Annotated in this window: 17 protein-coding genes, 1 tRNA gene and 2 rRNA genes; 9 read left to right on the top strand and 11 right to left on the bottom strand. The window is 38.9% G+C overall.

What is annotated here, in order from left to right:
* Positions 1–7: 7 nt before the first annotated feature.
* From lolB1 to AC07YT_RS10955, 8 genes are all read right to left on the bottom strand, one after another.
* Positions 8–799, bottom strand: a complete 792-nt coding sequence (gene lolB1 / locus AC07YT_RS10990; protein WP_086548094.1) for a lipoprotein insertase outer membrane protein LolB1 — start codon at positions 797–799, stop codon at positions 8–10.
* Entirely contained in the window at positions 777–2474 is a 1698-nt protein-coding gene (locus tag AC07YT_RS10985; RefSeq protein WP_086548095.1) for a tetratricopeptide repeat protein, read from the bottom strand. The genes lolB1 and AC07YT_RS10985 overlap by 23 nt, the downstream gene beginning before the upstream one ends.
* 60 nt (positions 2475–2534) lie before the next feature.
* Positions 2535–2966: a dUTP diphosphatase gene (gene dut / locus AC07YT_RS10980; RefSeq protein ID WP_086548096.1), complete on the bottom strand. Its 432-nt coding sequence runs from the start codon at positions 2964–2966 to the stop codon at positions 2535–2537.
* A gap of 69 nt (positions 2967–3035) precedes the next feature.
* A complete protein-coding gene (locus AC07YT_RS10975; RefSeq protein WP_086548097.1) occupies positions 3036–4523 on the bottom strand; it encodes an oligosaccharide flippase family protein in 1488 nt (495 codons plus the stop codon).
* 78 nt (positions 4524–4601) lie between these two features.
* A complete protein-coding gene (locus AC07YT_RS10970; protein WP_494945315.1) occupies positions 4602–4916 on the bottom strand; it encodes an acylphosphatase in 315 nt (104 codons plus the stop codon).
* 51 nt (positions 4917–4967) lie between these two features.
* A complete protein-coding gene (locus AC07YT_RS10965; protein ID WP_086548098.1) occupies positions 4968–5924 on the bottom strand; it encodes an NAD(P)H-dependent flavin oxidoreductase in 957 nt (318 codons plus the stop codon).
* A gap of 5 nt (positions 5925–5929) precedes the next feature.
* A complete protein-coding gene (locus AC07YT_RS10960) occupies positions 5930–7096 on the bottom strand; it encodes an amidohydrolase family protein (RefSeq protein WP_086548099.1) in 1167 nt (388 codons plus the stop codon).
* Positions 7097–7217: 121 nt separating this feature from the next.
* Positions 7218–7290, bottom strand: a tRNA-Thr gene (locus AC07YT_RS10955).
* A 431-nt stretch (positions 7291–7721) separates the two neighbouring features.
* Between AC07YT_RS10955 and AC07YT_RS10950 the strand changes: the two genes are divergently transcribed.
* The 4 genes from AC07YT_RS10950 (at position 7722) to AC07YT_RS10935 (ending at position 10224) form a co-directional block, all read left to right on the top strand.
* On the top strand, positions 7722–8036 hold the full coding sequence (locus AC07YT_RS10950) for a hypothetical protein (RefSeq protein ID WP_086548100.1): 315 nt from the start codon (positions 7722–7724) through the stop codon (positions 8034–8036).
* A gap of 80 nt (positions 8037–8116) precedes the next feature.
* Positions 8117–8428, top strand: a complete 312-nt coding sequence (locus AC07YT_RS10945; RefSeq protein WP_086548101.1) for a hypothetical protein — start codon at positions 8117–8119, stop codon at positions 8426–8428.
* 79 nt (positions 8429–8507) lie between these two features.
* Positions 8508–8822 (top strand): hypothetical protein, encoded by a 315-nt coding sequence (locus AC07YT_RS10940; protein ID WP_057931901.1) that lies wholly within the window; start codon positions 8508–8510, stop codon positions 8820–8822.
* A gap of 70 nt (positions 8823–8892) precedes the next feature.
* Positions 8893–10224 (top strand): sigma-54-dependent transcriptional regulator, encoded by a 1332-nt coding sequence (locus AC07YT_RS10935; protein ID WP_086548102.1) that lies wholly within the window; start codon positions 8893–8895, stop codon positions 10222–10224.
* Here the strand turns inward: AC07YT_RS10935 and AC07YT_RS10930 are convergent, their stop codons facing one another.
* On the bottom strand, positions 10225–12702 hold the full coding sequence (locus AC07YT_RS10930; RefSeq protein ID WP_086548103.1) for an ATP-binding protein: 2478 nt from the start codon (positions 12700–12702) through the stop codon (positions 10225–10227). It lies immediately after the preceding gene.
* A gap of 140 nt (positions 12703–12842) precedes the next feature.
* Here AC07YT_RS10930 and AC07YT_RS10925 point away from each other — a divergent pair, with 140 nt between their 5' ends.
* The 5 genes from AC07YT_RS10925 (at position 12843) to rlmN (ending at position 16959) form a co-directional block, all read left to right on the top strand.
* Positions 12843–13532 (top strand): helix-turn-helix transcriptional regulator, encoded by a 690-nt coding sequence (locus tag AC07YT_RS10925; protein WP_086548104.1) that lies wholly within the window; start codon positions 12843–12845, stop codon positions 13530–13532.
* Between the two features lie 73 nt (positions 13533–13605).
* Entirely contained in the window at positions 13606–14166 is a 561-nt protein-coding gene (locus AC07YT_RS10920) for a DinB family protein (RefSeq protein ID WP_086548105.1), read from the top strand.
* A gap of 121 nt (positions 14167–14287) precedes the next feature.
* On the top strand, positions 14288–14809 hold the full coding sequence (locus AC07YT_RS10915) for an NADPH-dependent FMN reductase (RefSeq protein WP_086548106.1): 522 nt from the start codon (positions 14288–14290) through the stop codon (positions 14807–14809).
* A gap of 27 nt (positions 14810–14836) precedes the next feature.
* Positions 14837–15811, top strand: coding sequence for a 23S rRNA pseudouridine(2604) synthase RluF (rluF, locus tag AC07YT_RS10910; RefSeq protein WP_086548107.1), 975 nt, complete (start codon positions 14837–14839; stop codon positions 15809–15811).
* Positions 15812–15900: 89 nt separating this feature from the next.
* The gene (rlmN, locus tag AC07YT_RS10905; RefSeq protein ID WP_086548108.1) at positions 15901–16959 is read left to right on the top strand and encodes a dual-specificity RNA methyltransferase RlmN; all 1059 of its coding nucleotides are present in this window, start codon (positions 15901–15903) and stop codon (positions 16957–16959) included.
* Positions 16960–17333: 374 nt separating this feature from the next.
* Here the strand turns inward: rlmN and rrf (AC07YT_RS10900) are convergent.
* Positions 17334–17445 (bottom strand): 5S ribosomal RNA (rrf, locus tag AC07YT_RS10900).
* 109 nt (positions 17446–17554) lie between these two features.
* Positions 17555–17666: ribosomal RNA gene (gene rrf, locus AC07YT_RS10895) — 5S ribosomal RNA — on the bottom strand.
* Positions 17667–17789: the final 123 nt, after the last annotated feature.

The raw sequence follows: 17789 nt of genomic DNA, 5'->3' as shown, positions 1-17789 counted from the left end.
TTCTATTTTACTTTACAACAGCAAATCTCTTTGGTACACTAAACGGAAAATCGACCGGAACATTGCCATCAATTTTTACAAATTGTAAGTCGATGTTTATTTTCTTTGCTTTAGATAGTGTTTTGATTTGCAATGCACTAGGAAATAGTGATTCGTTTAATTTTTGATAATCGGTATAGGTTACTTTTAAAGCCTGACCGTTTTTAGCGTCATTTAAATTGGTTTCTGACACTTTGAAAAGCGTGTTAAAAAGCAATTTGTAATCTAATTCTGATTTGCTTCCCGAGACTACCCAAACACCATTTTCTTGTTTAACATCAGATTCTGCCGTTAAAAACTCGCCCATGGCATTGCCCGTTAAAATGGCTTGTAGGGTATTAAAATTAACCTGTTTATTGGTGAAATTGTAAATGTAACTAAATGGTTTTTTTAGGTATTCGCTTTTCATCCGGTTCATGATCTTGATGCTATCAGGCGTAATCAAGGCCCTTGCCACCTCTGCCATTCCACCTAAGGCCGTAATGCTCACCCAAATGGTTTCCTTGTCTTTCATCTTGAAATTCATGGTTACATCATTTGCATCGCCGGCAATATCTAAAGTTGCCTTTGCTTTTAAAGAAAGGGTATTAAATTTAAGTTGTTTGCTATTTAATAAGGTTAGGGCTTCTGCTTTCGAATTATCAGTTTTGGTTTCTGTTTTAGTAGGGGGAGCCACTACAATTTCTTTTTTAGGTTTACATGCCGAAACAAAAATTACAGCTCCTAACAGGAATGCGCTATTTAAAATACTTCTTTTCATTTATCTTTTTAATTAATACTTCTGAACCGTTTCCAGCCTCTTTTGCTTTTTGCCATTGGATTAATGCTGCATCCTTTTCACCTTTCATAAAAAGTATATCGCCATATCGCTCCAAGTAAACACCATTTTTACTGCTATTGTTTTGCAAAGCCTTTTCGATCCACGTTTTCGCCAGATCGTATTTTTGCTGTTTAAACAGAATAAAGGCATAGGTATCTACAATTGAGGGATTATTAGGCATTGCATTAGCCGCTGTTTCTGCATATTTCGCTGCCTTGGTTAGGTCGTCATTTCTTAACGCCAAATAGTAAGCATAATTATTCATGATGAGATAATTATCGGGCTCGGTTGAAATGGCTTTTTCGAAAGCGGTTTTAGCCAGGGCGAAATTATTCTGGTTGATGTAGATATCACCCTGTAGTGCATAAATCTGTGCCTGAAGGCTTTTATTCTCCACATCTAACTGTAGTGAAGTTTTTAAATTGCTTTGGGCAGGCTCGTATTTGCCTGTTTTAAACAAGGCATAAGCCATATAATAGTACAAGCTGGCCTGATTGGGATAAATACTTAAAGCTTCATCGCCTACCTTTATGGCTTCCTCATAGTGCCCCAGGAGTGTTTGGATATTAATGACCTGCTCCCAAACGACATAAACCTGTTCGTTAAGTTTTAAAGCAGCCTGGTATTGAGTTAATGCCTCTTTTAAATTGTTCTGCTGATAAAGTACGTCGCCATAAAGTGCCAATGCTTTTGCTTCAGCCGGATTTTTTTCAGCCACCAGTTTACTCAGTTCGGTTACATTTTTAGCAACGATGGGCTGATTAAGTTTCGGAAAAAGTGCCGCAATAATCTTCACCTTTTCTGTAAGTGGCATTTCATTGCTTTCGAAAGCTAATTTTAAGGAAGAAAATGCAGCTTCATCATTTTTTTGCCTGCGGTAAATATCGGCCAAAGCCAGGTTCACCTCAAAATTATGGGGTTCAAGCTGTTGTGCTTTGGTTAATACCTTTAACGCTTCCGGATCATTTCCTTTCTGCAAAAGTAAACCTGCAGCATACAGGTAGTTCTTTACATCAGCCTGATTGCCTTCCAGTAATTTAACAATATCACTTTCAGAGGCATTCCCATTCGATTGCAGACGTTTTTTGGCATTCACCAGATCTCTCGATTCGCCAAATTTAGCCTGGATCTCCTCATAGGTTTTTTTTGCGGCATCGAGCTGATTGGCTAAAAACTGCGCATTGGCTTTATCAAAATAATAAGCATCATTTTCGGGATCTAGGCGAATCAACTGATTAAACACCTCAATGAGCTCGGGCATTTTATTGGTGCGTTTATATACCTCACCAAGTAAGCGCCAGTACCATAAGTTACCTGCATTTAATTTAATTGCCTGTTTTATATTTTGTTCCGCTTCTGAAAGTTTATCTAAACGCAGGTTTGCATTGGCGAGCTCGAAATAGGCCGCATGGTTATTTGGATCCAGGCCGACAATTTTATTGAAATTGGTGGAGGCCACAACATAATTTTCAGACATTTTCTCCCGCAGGCCCGCGAAAAACAATTGTTTTACCATATTGCTATCGCGATTGTTGCTTGGCGTAACCACTCCCTGCCCAAAAGCCTGGAAGCCCATTAACGTCGCTCCTACAAGAAAATGTACTTTGTATTTCATGTTATTTTATCCATCCAAAAATTAACTCCTGACTAAAGACTTCTGACTCAGGACTGCGAACTATTTCCCCGTATGTCCGTAACCACCTTCTCCACGTGCAGTTTCCCCTAATTGTTCAACAGTTTGCCAGCTAATGGTTTCGTGTTTTGCCACAACCATTTGTGCAATTCTATCGCCATTAACGATTTTAAAATCTGTATCTGATAAATTTACCAATAAAACTTTTATTTCGCCACGGTAATCGGCATCAATTGTACCAGGCGCATTTACAATGCTAATGCCATGTTTATAGGCCAAGCCACTTCTGGGCCTGATCTGTGCTTCGTAGCCAACCGGTAATTCAATAAACAAACCTGTTGGCACCAGTAATCTTTGCAAAGGTTTCAGTATTATTTCTTCCGCTATTGCCGCCCTCAGGTCCATGCCAGCTGCATGTGCAGTTTCGTATTGTGGCAGTGGGTGTTCGGATGTATTGATAATTTTTATTTCCATTTTTATTAGAGTTGAGATTGGAGATATGAGATTTTAGGTAAAATCAGAAGCCTTAAACCCTTTAGCCGTCTACCTCTTCAATATTTTCATTAAATCATTCTTTTCGAAATAAGCAATGCCTGCAACAAAAACAATTAACATGGCATTACCAATATAGATGTTTCTGTTGAATACAAAAAACGAAGAGAATACCAATATGATGGAAATGATTAAGTAGGCTAAAATCTTTTTCAGGTTGTAGGGAATTGGGTAATATTTCTGTCCGAGGATATAAGAAATAATCATCATTGTTCCATAAGTAGCCATCGAAACCCAGGCCGAACCCATATAGCTAAACTTTGGAATCAATATCATATTGAATACAATGGTAATAAAGGCCCCAATTAAAGAAATGTACAATCCAAACCTCGTTTGATCAGATAATCGGTACCAGATCGACAGGTTCATATAAATGCCTAAACACACATATCCCACCAGTAAATAGGGCACTGCGGGTAAACCGACCCAATATTCGGCCAGGTGTTTTGCATCGCGACTGATAAAGTATTTCAGGATTTCGATATTGGCAGTGAGTGCCACAAAAAGAATGGAAAGTGCAATTACAAAATACTCTAGAATTTTTGCATAAGTAACCTTTGCGTTTTCATTTTTAGCATAGCTGAAGAAAAATGGCTCAGCACCCAGTCTAAAAGCCATATTGAAAATACTTAGGAATATAGCCAATTTACAAACAGCGCCATAAATACCTACTTCTGCTTCGGTCGTGTATTTATCCAAAAGTATTTTGTCCAGATTTTCATTGACAATGAAAGATAAATTTGCGATCAAAACAGGCCAGCTGTAAGAAAGCATTTTTTTAAACAGATAGCGGTCAAATTTAAACTGAACCTTTAAAAATTCTGGCACTAAAAGCAAAAAGGTAAGCGCACTGGCAACCAGATTGGCAATAAACACATATCCAACCCATTTATCGCGGAACCAGTTTTGAAAAAAGGATGCGCCAGGTAAATCGTGTTTAATAATCAGTGGTATGCCATAAATAAAAAACAGACTTAAAAGTACATAACTTAAGATATTCACAAATTTAATGATACTATACCTGAAAGGTTTTCCATCAGCCCTGATCCTGGCAAAAGGGATTACACAAATGGCATCTGAAAACAAGAGCCAAAGAAAATACTGCACATATCTTTTTTGATCCTGATAGTGTGACATGTTACTATTTAACAACCATTTGGTTATCGGTTCGGTAAAAACAAGACCCGTAATTAAAAAGAGTGTTGAGATAAAAGCAACGATCAGAAAAGAATTGTTGTAAACCTGCTGTTTTTTGTCTTCGTGTTTATTGAGGTATCTGAAAAAAGTAGTTTCCATTCCAAAGGCCAGTATGGCATTGATCATAGAGGCATAAGCATACATTTTGGTAAAAACACCTAATGCACTTGCACCGTAACTTCGGGTAAATATTGGTGTTAATATGAAATTGAGTAATCGGGAGGCAATGGTGCTGATACCATAAACCATTGTTTGCCCAAGAAACTTTTTATATACAGACATTTACGATTGAGATTTGAGTACTGCGTATTGAGATAAGCTCCTGAGCGGAACAATATAGCAATCCAACAATTCAGCAATTTATTTCCTTAAGATTTCAAAATTACGATAGTTTTTTACTTCACCATCGCTTACCGTCACATTTTCTACACGCGAACGGTCGGGTCCTTCGTGGCACCAGTTTACAAATTCTTCCAGAAAAATATCTTCCCCTTCTGCTTCGATGTAAACCGATCCATCTTTTTCGTTCCTCACAAAACCCTGTACCATCATTTGGTTGGCAATAATTTTTGTAGTTTCCCTAAAGCCAACGCCCTGCACTTTACCTGTTATCGTTATATTGAGGTGTTTCACCCCTAAATCCCCTGAAGGGGACTTTACATCTTTTTCGGTCATGTTAAACTTTTAATACTGCAAAGTTAGTAAAGCAATTGTGTATCCCTATGTTTATAAGTCCAATTCGTTTTGTAAACGGTTAAATCTTTGTATTTCGGACCTAAAACCCAACCATATTTCTTCAAGGATTTCTTTTGCAGGTTTAATTTCACTCAGCATCGCTGAAACCTGACCGATTTCGAGTTCTCCGTTTTCCATATCGCCCTCAAACATACCGGCTTTTGCCCTTGCTCTGCCCAAAAGCTCCATTAAGCGGTTTCGATCTGCGCCTTCAGCTTCTGCCACCGATACCGCATCAGCAAATTCATTTTTTAGCAAGCGCACCGGAACCAGTTTTTTCATGGCCAGCTTAGTATCGCCTTCAGCAGCCGCAATAATTTTATCTTTAAACGCCGGATGGGCAGATGATTCTTCTGCAACAGCAAAGGCCGAACCGATCTGAACGGCATCGGCACCTAATGCAAATGCAGCCAGCATAGCCTTTCCACTCCCGATACCACCAGCAGCGATAACCGGAATTTTAACGGCCTCTTTTATCATCGGGATTAAACACATGGTAGTGGTTTCTTCCCTCCCGTTGTGCCCACCCGCTTCAAAGCCTTCGGCAACAATGGCATCAACGCCAGCTTCCTGCGCTTTTATGGCAAATTTTGTATTCGCAATTACATGAGCAACAGTAATACCTTTTTCTTTTAAAAAACTGGTCCATGTGGCAGGATTACCGGCAGAAGAAAATACAATTTTTACTTTCTCTTCGATTACTACATCTATAATTCCCTGTATATTGGGGTAGAGCAATGGAATGTTAACACCAAAGGGTTTATCGGTAGCTAGCTTGCACTTCTGGATATGCGTTCTTAAAACATCAGGATACATGGAACCCGCTCCAATAATACCAAGTCCTCCTGCATTCGAAACTGCCGATGCCAATCTCCAGCCACTACACCAAACCATTCCGGCCTGAATAATAGGGTATTTAATATTGAAAAGTTTACAGATTGGATTCATATATTCTAAATTAGCCTTTCTACCTGATCATTTTCAATCTTAAAATCGGCAGACAGCTGGATTAAATTCAATCCAGGCTTTTTACCAACTTCTATTGTTCCGATTTGTTGCTCGAGCGCTAAAAATTCGGCCCCGTTTATCGTTGCCCAACGCAAAAGTTTTTCAAAAGTTACCTGCTTGTGTTGCTGCAAGGTGATCATTTCTGACAGGATATTAAGCTGGTGATTACTCGCCAAACTATCTGTACCCAAGGTAATCCTTACATTTTCTTCAATTAAAAGGTCAACATCGGGCAAAACATTTTCGATATATAAGTTAGCTTGCGGGCAAAGGCACCAGTACAGATTATTATTGTTTTCCTTTGCAAAGGCGATATCAGCTTTACTCGAAGTAGTATTGTGCACCAACAAAGTCTTCTGCTCTTTAATATAGGGCAGCCAGGTTTGTAACGATGTTTTTATTGTGGGTTCGAAGAAAGAAATATCGAGCCCTAAAAATTGGTATAGGTCTAAAAATCCACCCGATTTATTTTCGAAAAAGGCATTTTCATCTTTGGTTTCCTGATTGTGAACACTTATAAAGGTCTTATCTTTTTCGGCTTCCTCTTTTATTAACCGGAACAATTCAGGAGATACTGAATAAGGAGCATGTGGTACAATTGAGGTGGGCAAAGCACCAAATGCATGCTTAATCCCCTTTGCATAATCCATTATTGCATCGGCCCGTTCGGGATTAAAGCCCATGGCTTCGATAAAAGTATGGTAGTATATTTTGCTGTGCGCTTTTACTTCTTTTGACGAAATTTGATTGGAAATATCGCCAACGGCTACAATCCCGTTTTCGAACATTTTCTGGTCAGCAGCATACATCGCTGCTTTAATTTCTTCTGCATCGCCCTGTCTGCTTTTAATAATGCTTTGCACAAATTCTACGAGGCCCGTTTGTTCTGGAATTTGCCCCAACATATGCGAGAGTTCTAAATGGCAATGGGTATTGATAAAACCCGGAACAATTGCGCCTTTATACCTGAGGATATCCAGATTAAGATCTCCGGCCTCTTCTTCGGTTAATACTTCTTCAATTTTGCCAACTTCATTTACGGCTACCACACCGTTTTTAATCGGCGGGGATGATACAGGAAATATCCAATCGGCTGAAAAGTATTTTAACATATCGCAAATTAGCGGAATAACCGGGGCAAATAAAAATATTTTTCTACGCCTGGCCTATTTTGATGATGAAATGATTTTTGATTTACTTTCTAAAGAAATTAGAAAAAGGGGAAAGAAAAAGAGCCTCCTATCGGAATCGAACCAATGACCTACTGATTACAAGTCAGTTGCTCTACCAGCTGAGCTAAGGAGGCTTTTAATCGGGCTGCAATGATAGAAAAAAATCTTCTTTTTTAAAAATTGAAAGTTATTTTTTTGAATTTCTTTTTTGAGTATCCCGAAATCTATCTTTTAGTAGTCATCACCCTGTCCCGAAGCTTCGGGATCAGGAGCTATTTTGCTGAAAAGATGCTGAAACAAGTTCAGCATGACAATAAGTGGAGTATGGAGTTTAGTTTTAGGTATGTTTAATAAGTTTACAAATGCCTCTCGGTTTATAAACGCCAACAATATCTGCAAAATTTGTAGTCATTCACCCCAAAGTGTGGAGAAACTCCACACCGTCAAAACTTTGGCACACACATAATCACCTGTAAAACAATAAATTAAACAAAATATACGATTTGGCATCATTGTGAAACATTAGCAAGTATTGTTACACAAATTAAATTTTAAAATATATACTATGAAAAAGTTCGTTTTAGCAGCAACCGTATTAGCATTAGCAGGATTCTCAGCAGTACAGGCAAGTGAAGTAAAAGATTTTAAAACTACTGCAATTGTTGCAGTTCAAGATAGCGCAGTGAAAACTCCGGTTAAATTGGAAGAACTTCCTGCTCCGGTAACAACAGCATTAAAATCTGATGCTTATAAAGGCTGGACCGCTACTGAAGCTTTCTCAGTTAAAGAAGGTACTAAAGAATATTATTTAATCAACGTTAAAAAAGAAGCTGAAACCGGTTCGGTTAAAATCGACAAAGACGGTAAACCAGTTCAATAATAATAAAAAGAGTTACCGCTCCATAATTAACGAGTATTTAACGTAACGCAAGTTACCAACCATATTTAAAACAGAATATCATGAAAAAGATCATTTTAGCCGCTACTTTAGCATTCGCAGGATTCACAGCTGTTCAAGCAAGTGAAGTAAATACAATCAAAAACGCTGCAATTGTTGCAGTTCAAGATAGTGCCGTAAAAACTCCGGTTAAACTGGAGGAATTACCTGAACCAGTAACCACCGCATTGAAATCTGATGCTTATAAAGGATGGACTGCAACTGAAGCTTTCTCGGTTAAAGAAGGCACCAAAGAGTATTATTTAATCAACGTTAAAAAAGAAGCTGAAACCGGTTCGGTTAAAATCGACAAGGACGGTAAACCAGTTCAATAATCTCAAATAATTACGCCACATAGGCATAATCAATATAAGCGCGGCCTTCGGGCTGCGCATAAACTAAAAAATATATCCCATGAAAAAATTAATTTTATCAGCTGCGTTCTTAGCTTTTGCAGGATTCTCAGCAGTACAGGCAAGTGAAGTAAATACAATCAAAAATGCTGCAATTGTTGCAGTTCAGGACAGTGCAGTAAAAACTCCGGTTAAACTGGAAGAGCTTCCTGCCCCAGTTACAACAGCATTAAAATCTGATGCTTATAAAGGATGGACCGCTACTGAAGCCTGGTCTGTTAAAGAAGGAACAAAGGAATACTATTTAATCAATGTTAAAAAAGAAGCAGAAACTGGTTCAGTTAAAATTGATAAAGACGGTAAGCCAGTACAATAAAACCCAAAATAATTACATCTACCTATTACAAGAAAGCCGGATTATGTCCGGCTTTTCTTATTTTTGTTACATGGCGAGAATCCTGATTTTAGAAGACGATACCACATTTGCTCAATTACTTGAAGGTTTTTTAACCAAAAACGGTCATGAAATCACCCTTGTAACCCAGGTAAAGCAATCATTTAAGCAAGTAGAAAACAATGAATTCGACTTACTTTTGATTGATTACCGTCTTCCGGATGGAACAGGTCTTGAAGTGCTTAGCCACATCCGTGATCTGGGTTTGTCTATACCCGCAATCGTAATGACCAGTTTTAATGATGTTAGAACTGCGGTCAGATCTATACAATTAGGTGCTTTTGATTACATTACCAAGCCGGTTAATCCGGATGAGTTATTAATGGTGATCAAAAATTCTTTAACTAAAAAGGATTTAAAGAGTGTTGAACCAAAAGAAACAAACAGTGATTTTATAAAAGGGAAAAGTGCAATTGCGGATAAACTGTATGAACACATCAATTTGGTAGCCCCAACTGATATGTCGGTAATTATACAGGGCGAAAGCGGTACAGGAAAAGAATTTGCTGCCAGAACCCTGCACCAGCAGAGCAAACGTGCCGATAAACCTTTTGTGGCCATAGATTGCGGAGCTTTATCGAAAGATTTAGCGGCCAGCGAATTATTCGGACATGTAAAAGGTGCTTTTACCGGTGCATTAAACGACAAAAAAGGACAGTTTGAGGCTGCAAACGGCGGAACTTTGTTTTTAGATGAAGTGGGCAACCTGAGCTACGAAGTACAGATTAAATTACTCCGGGCATTACAAGAAAGGGTAATCCAGCCTTTGGGCAGTACCAAACAGATTCCGGTAAATGTGCGCATTATTACGGCTACGAATGACGACCTGGCCAATAGCATGCAACAGGGAGAATTTAGAGAAGATTTATATCACCGGCTAAATGAGTTTAAAATCCAGCTTCCACCATTGAGAGATAGAGGCGGAGATTTGGAACTATTTATCAACCATTTTATACAGCTATCAAACCGCGATTTAGAACGGAACGTGAAAAGTGTTTCGAGTGAGGCCAAAGCACTTCTGCTGAGTTACGATTGGCCAGGAAATCTGAGAGAACTCAGCAATGTGATTAAACGCATGGTTTTATTGAGTCCTGGTGATGTTGCCCAAATTAATGCATTACCTGATGAAATGATGATATCTGTCCATCATCAATCCGCCCCAGGTAATTCATCCGACCTGAAAGCAGTGAATGAACAGAATGAAAAAGCTTTGATTACTGAAACCTTGATCAAAGTGAGGCATAACAAATCAAAAGCGGCCAAGATTTTAAACATCGACCGTAAAACGCTTTATGCTAAAATGGAGCGATATGGCATAGAATAATTACTCCGCACTGGCGTAATCCATCTCTTCCATGAAGGCAATTAAACTATCTAATTTTCTGATCTGTAATAAAACTTCAGACTTAATATTTTTAGTTAAGCCTTTTTCGGCAATTTCTATTTCCAGGAGCCGGAATGCATTTGCTAACGTTTTTGAACCCATCTGTGCTGTCCGTCCGGCCAGGCGATGAACCAATAACCTCGCCTGATCCGGATCATTATCGGTTAAATGTTTTTTCAGCAATGCAGCATCATCTATAGAATCCTGTTTAAAACGGTTCAATATTTTCTCCAACATTTGCTGGTCGCCAAAGGTCATTTTCTCAATGGAAGAAAAATCGACTTCTGGTTGTTCGGTTAAAATTTCGGCCCGGTCAAATATAGAAAGGATATCTACAGCCCTAAACGGTTTCATAATCAGCCCATCAAAACCTTCGCTTAAAACCATTTCGCGTTCTTCTGGTAAAACCTGTGCGGTAATGGCGTAAAATTTAATGTGAGCTGGGAGTTTCTTTTTTAATAAATGACAAAGTTCGAAACCCGTCATTTCTGGCATGCGCATATCAACCAATATATATTTTAAGTCCAGTTCAGGTTCTGCATGCAAGATATCGGCCACCTGGGTGAAACTTCTAAATGGGATTTTGTTTTTCTGAAAAATCATTCCACACAAATCGAGAATAAGTTTATCATCATCAATTGCCCAAACTGTGCCTGGATTTACAATGGCATAATGTTCTAAATCAAGGGTATCGCTTACACGTTCGGTGGTATTTTCATATTTCATGTAAATATTAAATGTAGTACCCATGCCCGGTTTACTTTTCACATAAATTCTTCCACCTTGTGTTTCGATCAAAGATTTAACGATAGGCAACCCCAAACCTGTTCCAGCCTGATTAATAATATATTTCTCTGGAGATTCGATCTGCTCAAATTCATTAAATATTTTAGGAATATCTTTTTCTTCGAAGCCAATTCCCGTATCTGTTATGGTAAAATGAAAGTGCAGGTCATCTCCTTGCTTTTTATATGAAACGGATAAGTTAATTTCACCTTTCAGGGTAAACTTTACAGCGTTGCCCAACAAATTAAATAAAATCTGCTTTAATCTAAATGCATCGCCCTTTACAAATTCAAGCTGGGCAAGATCAAGTTTTGCGTTTAATTGCAGCGATTTCTGTTCTGCGAGTGGCCGCATGACCGAAACTACCTCATCCAGGGCTTTTCTGATATTGAATACCTGGTTATTGAAACTAAATTCACCTGAAATAATCCGGTTATAATCTAATACCTCGTTCACGATCTGAAGTAAATGAATGGAAGATTGATAAATCGCATCCACATCTTTCTTATTCGGTACCTCCTGCTGGGTAATCAGCTCAGCATAGCCTAAAATAGATTGTAGCGGTGTCCTGATCTCGTGACTCATGTTCGACAAGAACCGTTGCTTCGCTTTACCATGGTATTCTGCTTCATCTTTAGCAAGCTCTAAGGCCCTTCTGTATCGGTTACTTTTTGTAATGTCAGCCAAAATTAAATACAGGAGAATAACTGTTAACAGAAAAAAGATAATAATAATGGTGGTGATCTGCGTAATCCCGTCATTAACCACTTCTTTGGCCTGTATACCATTTAAATCTACCTGGGCCACTGCTTCACCCTCCACCTCTCTTAAAATCTGCAGCATTTGGGCAGTTAAAGCATTACTGGCATTGGATAAATCCGCTTCACGTTTTAAAAATTTCTGGCTTTTCTGACGTTGCTCCAGTTCGATGTTTTTTAACGAACCGGTCATACTCTTCATGATGCTGTCTTCCGCCTTTGCATTTAAGGTATCGCGTTTTACTTTAAACTCTTCGTTAATAATTTTATATACCTCCGATTTTTTCTTTCCAAAAAGCTTGGTGAAAAAATTCCGCGATTTCTTCTCTTCTTCAGGCGCAACTGTCGTGGTAGAGGTGGTTGTTTCTGTTGTTAAAACCGCACTATCGGTTTGTCTTGCCCTTATCGCAACCAGTTCATTTAATTTCTGAACTTCATCAGAGAACGATTTGGTATTCACCAATGTTTCTCTCACCTTTAAATAATTGATAAATTGCTTATCCCGGTCGGTTAGCAGATTCTTGATCGACTTTATCCGTGCCAGCTGGGCAGAATCGCCCCTGTACAGTTTACGTAAGGTATCTAAACTGTTTCTTAACTTACGTGATTCTTTCAGAAAACTATAGGTACCTTGTTTATTGAATGCCTCATCCCTTTGCAACTGATCTAACCGGGCAATTTTGTGCGAGAGATCATTTACAATCCTTAAGCGGTCGTTCGGGGCCGAAATTTCTTCAACAGTATCCAGCATCCGTGTAAAAGCAAACTTGCTGATGCCCCATGCCATTAACAAAGCAAAACAGGCAAACAGGAAACCTATAATTACTTTACTTTTTATTGCCCGGAAGAAACGCTTTTGGATAACAGCAGCCATTTAATTCAGATTATGTATGATAAACCCTAATGATAACGGTTTAACCTGTAGAATTGATATGTATTTATCTTTTACAAATAACGTACCACAAGAAAAATTGATTAAAAAACTTTAATTTTAATCGCCTAAAAAAACAAACTATGAACCGTATCGACCGACTTTTCGGAATCTTAACCCTGCTTCAATCCCGAAAATACATTACTGCAGAAAAAATTGCGGAAAGATTTGATATGAGTATTCGTACAGTTTATCGCGATATCAAAGCATTGGGAGAACAGGGGATACCGGTAAGTTTTGAGCAACATAAAGGTTATTATCTGGTTCAGGGTTATTTCCTGCCACCAGTTTCTTTTAATATGGACGAAGCCAATGCGCTGCTATTGGTTGAAAGTTTAGTGAATGGATTTGCCGATAACTCGATCCGTACCCATTATTCTACAGCACTGACAAAAGTAAAAGCAGTATTAAAAACGGGTCAAAAAGAAAAGCTCGAAACCTTAAATCAACATATAAAACTGCAGATTCCGGAAAGGCTAAATTTTAACTTCGAATACCTGTCACTTATTCAGCATGCCATAGCCGAAAAACACCTGATCGAACTCGATTATAAAAACAATAAAGAAGAAGTGAGCAAAAGAGAAGTAGAGCCAATTGGCCTGATTTTTTATGCCTTTAGCTGGCATTTAATTGCCTGGTGCCATTACCGTAATGAATACCGTGATTTTAACCTCACCCGAATCATCTGCCTTAAAAACCTGGGCATTCCTTTCAAAAAAACGCAGCACATGCCACTGAGCGAATACATGCATCTGCTTCCTGTAAATTATTAAAAATAATATTTTTCACGCTGCCATAGGGTTGTCAGTGGGCTGTATTTTCTTTGTGTAAACAAACATCAAAATCATGAGTATAGCCGATTTATTACTAATGGATTTAAACACCGCAGAAAAAACAAAACAGAAAAATATGGACATTATTAAATTATTATTGAAAGAGTTGGAAGCCGAATTTAATACCACAAAAAAATTCCTGGCTATTGTACCGGTTGACAAATTCGACTGGGCACCACACGAAAAAAGCATGAAAATGAAATCGCTTGCAGTTCATATTGCCGATCTGCCGAGCTGGGTTTCACTGGCTTTAACTACTGATGGGCTGGATTTCGAAACAGCACCTTATGTAGAACAACCTGTCGAAAATGCCAATGACCTGGTTAAAATTCTGGAAGAAAATTATGCAAAAGGAAAAGCGGAATTAGAAAAAGCTACAGAAGAAAGCTTGAATGGACGTTGGGTATTGAGTATGGGCAAACAGGTACTGGCCGATTATTCTAAATATGAAACCATCCGTCATTCGCTTAGCCAAACATCTCATCACCGGGCTCAACTGGGTGTTTATTTAAGATTATTGGATATTCCAATCCCTGGAAGTTATGGGCCAAGTGCCGATGACCAGAATTTTTAGTTTGTTATCATTTTTTTGAATGGGCTGTTGACACCTGGTGCGTTTCAACAGCCCGTTTTGAAATGACGGTTGGATTACCTGGCAATCTTGATATTCCATCTCCACTTTGCTACTTTTAGCAATGAAAAAAATATTGGCAATCTCCGGGAGTACGAAAACGGTATCAACCAATGGGCTCTACATTAAGGCTATCTCCCGGCTTTTGGACGTTGACTTTGAGGTAACAAACTTTTCATCCATTGCAGATATTCCACATTTCAATCCTGATTTAGACCAGGAAAATCCGCCAAAGGCGATAGAAGACCTTCGCTTAGCCATTCAAAGGGCAGAAGGCATCATTATCTCAACCCCAGAATACGCGATGGGTTTACCGGGTTCGCTAAAAAACCTGCTCGATTGGACCGTAAGTTCAGCATCATTTTCCTGGAAACCTGTTTTAGCGCTCGTTGCCTCCACACAGGGCGAAAAAGCTTATCAATCGCTCATCGATATTTTAACCGTAATTGAAGCGAGGGTATCGCCCCAGTTGATTTCATTTGCAAAATCGAAGATCGACAATGAGGCGGCAATTACAGATAAAGAAACTTTAACCGCACTCAAAAGCACTGTTGATTCATTTGTTGCCAGCCTGGAGAATGGATAACACGATTTATTTCCGTAAAATTGCAGCATGAACAATAACTCTGCAACCCGTTTAAATAAATTCATCAGTGAAAGTGGATTATGTTCACGCCGTGAAGCAGACCGTTATATCGAAAAAGGCACCGTTTTCATCAACGGGAAAAGAGCTAAAGTAGGCGATCAGGTTTTTGCGGGCGATAAAGTGATGGTAAACGGCCATAATATCGAACCTAAAGAAGAAAGTAATTTCATCCTCTTGGCTTTTAACAAGCCTGTTGGCATTACCAGTACTACAGAAGGCAGCGTACGCGATAATATTGTTGATTATGTCAATCATAGCGAAAGGATATTTCCCATTGGCCGTTTGGATAAAGATTCCTCAGGTCTGATCTTCCTGACCAATAATGGCGATATCGTTAACAAAATTTTAAGGGCAGGAAATAAACATGAAAAGGAATACGTAGTTACCGTTAATAAACCCATCACCGAAGATTTCATTTTCGAGATGAGTAACGGTGTTCCCATCCTGGGGGTAAATACGCGTAAATGTAAGGTACGTCAGATTAGTACATTCGTATTTAATATTATCTTAATTCAGGGTTTAAACAGGCAGATCCGCAGAATGTGCGAGCATTTTGGTTATGAAGTGACCAAATTAGAGCGTACACGTATCATGAATATCAATTTAAAAGGCATTCCGACAGGAGAATTTAGGGAACTTACAGAAGAGGAGATGAAGAGTATCACCAAAAGTGTCGAAAATTCATCTTCTGAAGCTAAATCAAAGCCAAAAAGTGCTGCTAAGAAAAAAGCCAATGCCTGGGAAGAAATCCCTGAACTTAGGGAAGAACAGCCTAAAAAATCTTTTAAGGCAAAATCATCAGGCCAAAAATCTTCTGGCAAAAAACAGACTGGTCATTCAGGCTCAAAACCCACTGGTAAAAGTAACACCGGAAACAGAAACTCGAAACCTGCAAAAGGTAAGCCTGCAAGCAAGTCAAATACAAGAGGCAGAGGAAGATAAGCCAAGCAATTGTAAAATTCGGTCTTATCTAAGTGCCTTATACCTTGCACCTTTTTACCTTCTGCCTTTTTTAAGTACCTTTGCAACAAATGGTAACAGCAAAAAAAACCGATATCCGTGCATTAGATTTGCCTCAATTGCAACAACACCTGGTAGCAATGCAACAGCCTGCATTTAGGGCCAAGCAAATTTACCAGTGGCTTTGGGAAAAGTCGGCTACGAGTTTCGAGCAAATGAGTAATCTTTCTAAGGATCTTCGTAAAGCATTGGATGAAACCTTTGCTATTAATGCTGTTCAGGTCAACAATTCTCAATTCAGTAACGACCATACCATAAAAAATACTTTCAGGCTAGCCGACGGCAATATTGTAGAAGGGGTTTTAATTCCTCTCGAAGACCGCATGACGGCCTGTGTAAGCTCGCAAGTAGGTTGTAGTTTAACCTGTAAATTCTGTGCAACCGGCTACATGGATCGTAAGCGTAATTTAAATGCTGATGAGATTTATGATCAGGTAGTATTAATCGATAAGCAGGCTAAACAGAACTATAATAACCCCCTTACCAATATCGTGTATATGGGCATGGGCGAGCCGCTGTTGAATTATGCCAATGTATTGAAGTCTATTGAGCGTATTACTGCTCCAGATGGCTTAAACATGAGCTATAAGCGCATTACAGTTTCTACTGCTGGTATTGCTAAAATGATCAAGAAATTGGGCGACGATGGCGCAAAATTTAATCTGGCACTTTCGCTTCATGCGGCCGATGATAAAAAGCGTAATGAGATCATGCCTATCAATGAGGCCAACTCGTTAAAAGCGCTGGCAGATGCCCTTAAATACTATTTTGCCAAAACCAAAAATCCGGTAACTTACGAATACATCGTTTTTAATCATTTTAACGATGAAATTTCTGATGCCATGGATTTAGCTAAATTCTGCAAACATATCCCTTGCAAGGTAAACCTTATTGAATATAACCCGATTTCTTTCGCCGATTTCACCAATGCAGAAGGCGATAAGATCGATGCTTTTTCTAATTACTTAAAAAGTCAGGGAATCAATACCAATATCCGCCGTAGCCGTGGGAAAGATATTGATGCCGCTTGTGGCCAGTTAGCGGTAAAAGAAGAAGCCGCCAACGCATAATTTAATCTAGCTATTTAAGTAGTCCACTTCAACAAAGTACATCTTTTCAAATAAATATATTTTTTGGAGCGCAATTTCTGCACCATGTAGGCCGGGTTCTGTCCTGCTGTGCGCTGCAATCCTTTTGGATAGTTGTATTATCAACAATATAGCTTTAACCAAAAGGGATTTCCACTGCCATCAGGGCTATTCAAGCTGGGCTGGAGCTATAACAACAGAGAAGATGGCATATACTCAGCGGGGATCAGCGTAATCTGCGGGAACTAAATCCTTAACTTTCTTAACTGCTTAATGGTAATTGAGAGTAAAAGGTTTACAAAAGCTTATAAACCAAGAAAACCCTTCAACATTGCTGTTAAAGGGTTTCTTTTAAGATTTGGCACCGACCTACTCTCCCACGTGTTACCGCAGTACCATCGGCTCTGGTGGGCTTAACTTCTCTGTTCGGAATGGGAAGAGGTGGACACCACCGATATAGGCACCTAAATATTTTTATATCGATTTCAATATTTCAAATTATGCAGCCTTAAAACACATGGCCTTGTATATAACCAAGAAAACCCTTCAACATTACTGTTAAAGGGTTTCTTTTAAGATTTGGCACCGACCTACTCTCCCACGTGTTACCGCAGTACCATCGGCTCTGGTGGGCTTAACTTCTCTGTTCGGAATGGGAAGAGGTGGACACCACCGATATAGGCACCTAAATATTTTATTGAGGTAGAAGGTGGAGGGTTGTAGGGTATAAGGTTCACCCTTATGCCTATCTGCCTTTCGCCTTAAACCTTAAACATGATTGAAAGAAGTTATTATGAAGAACAAACAACAGT

It is taken from the genome of Pedobacter sp. GW460-11-11-14-TSB4 (genome assembly GCF_059423705.1).
Note: the sequence above shows the minus strand (reverse complement) of the source record. Positions and strands in the feature narration are given on the sequence as shown.